General features: G+C 56.8%; 2 protein-coding genes. Both read left to right on the top strand.

The annotated features are described in order from the left end of the window. Nucleotides 1–176: JAB domain-containing protein (locus CK228_RS34545; protein WP_280951061.1), on the top strand; the 176-nt coding region annotated here is incomplete at its 5' end. A 147-nt stretch (nucleotides 177–323) separates the two neighbouring features. Then, nucleotides 324–1,577, top strand: coding sequence for a site-specific integrase (locus tag CK228_RS34550; RefSeq protein WP_095790656.1), 1,254 nt, complete (start codon nucleotides 324–326; stop codon nucleotides 1,575–1,577). Nucleotides 1,578–1,955 lie beyond the last annotated feature (378 nt).

Raw genomic sequence — 1,955 nt, forward strand, 5'->3', positions numbered from 1 at the left:
AGAACGCGCTGATCGCCGACGAGGTGCAGCAGACCGGTACTGTCGACCACACGCCCGTCTATCCCAGGGAAGTGGTCAAGCGCGCCCTCGACCTGTCGGCCACCGCGATCATCCTGGTGCACAACCATCCCACTCGTCCCTTTTCAGTCACGCACGATCACGCTTTAGCACGTTGATACATATCGCTTTTTCGACTTGTCGTAGAGTCGGACATTGTGGCATATTGGGGTCGGTTTTAGGGGGATCGAAGCCCGTTTTGAACCCAACCACCGACCCCTACTACCCGTCAGCCGATCCCACTCGAAAGCCTACGGGAGACCCCAGTGCCAAGCCTTACCGATGGAGAGATTCGCCACGCTTTGAAGCAGGTCGAGGAGACCAGTAAGCAGCAGAACCTTGTCGATGGCGAGGGTCATGGAACAGGCCGCCTCGTTCTAGTAATAAAGCCAATGCCGACTCGCATAACGGCGGACTGGATGGCCCAGCAGTGGCGAGACCAAAAGCGTCTCAAGAAAAAGCTCGGGTCGTATCCGTCAATGAGCCTCAGCCAGGCTCGCGAGATTTTCAGACGCGACTTCGCCGACATGATCCAGAAGGGACGCAGCATCAAGATAGCCGGCGACACGCGACCCGGCACGGTCGCCGATCTGTTCGAGGCTTACGTCGCGTCGCTTAAGGCCGATGGAAAACCGTCTTGGAAGGAGGCCGAAAAGGGCTTGAACAAGATCGCCGATTCGCTCGGTCGCAACCGCCCTGCCCGCGACATCGAGCCTGACGAGATCAGGGACCTCATTCGCCCGATCTATCAGCGTGGCAAACGGTCTATGGCCGATCATGTTCGCAGCTATATTCGATCGGCGTACAGTTGGGGGCTGAAATCCGAGCATGACTACCGAACAACCTCGGTCCGTCGCTTTCGTCTCGTCTACAATCCAGCTGCGGGCATTCCAACCGAACCGAAAAAAGTTGGAACGCGCTGGTTGGACGAGGAGGAATTCATCCGTCTCTATCGTTGGCTCGAATCCCCTGATGCGCCGGTCCACCCCCCTTACACGCGTGCCGTAAGAATTCTTATGCTGACCGGCCAGCGCGTCGAGGAGATCGCTCGGCTACACGTCGATCAATGGGACGCGGCCGAGCGCATTATCGATTGGTCCAAGACTAAGAATGGAAAACCTCACGCCATCCCAGTGCCCAAGATGGCGGCGGAACTTATCGGGTCGATCAAGCCGAATGAATTTGGCTGGTTTTTTCCATCCGCGACCGACCCGTCCAAGCCGGTCAGCCATGGCACGCTCTATTCGTTCATGTGGCGCCAACGCGATCGCGAGGTCATCCCCATCGTGACAAACCGCGATCTCCGGCGAACCTGGAAGACGCTTGCCGGCAAGGCCGGGCTCTCAAAAGAGATCCGAGACCGACTACAGAACCACACTCTGCAGGACGTCAGTTCCAAGAGCTACGATCGCTGGAATTACATGCCGGAAAAGCGTGCCGCGATGGCGCGGTGGGACAAGTTTGTCCGCGATATTCTGGTGAAGAAGAAGCGTAAAGCCACATTCAAGCAAGCTGCGTGACAATTGCTATTCCCTCTCCGGCATCACATCTGTGATCGCTCGTAGACGTTTAGAGCTTCACTAGAAACAGACCTCCGAAGGCAGAGGTCACAGGTCACAGGTTCGAATTCTGTCGGGTGTGCCACTTTTATACTGTGCAATCAGACGGTTAGCAGTTAGCAAGGCCTTTGTCCGTGAGACGAGGTCGGAAAATGCGTTGCGGAAGCGCCACGGAAGCAACTGGCGGTGAGTTAGGGTTAGCTCCACGCCGAGGTAGTGTGCTGAGAGTTCTGCAAATTCGCTGAGAAGGGGCGGTCATGGCAGGCTGGTGATTGTTCACGTCACCGATTCCCTAGAAGGAACGCCACCATGACCAAGACTGAGAGTAAGACCGCCAGC

This window comes from Mesorhizobium sp. WSM4312 (genome assembly GCF_002294875.1).
GTDB lineage: Bacteria > Pseudomonadota > Alphaproteobacteria > Rhizobiales > Rhizobiaceae > Mesorhizobium.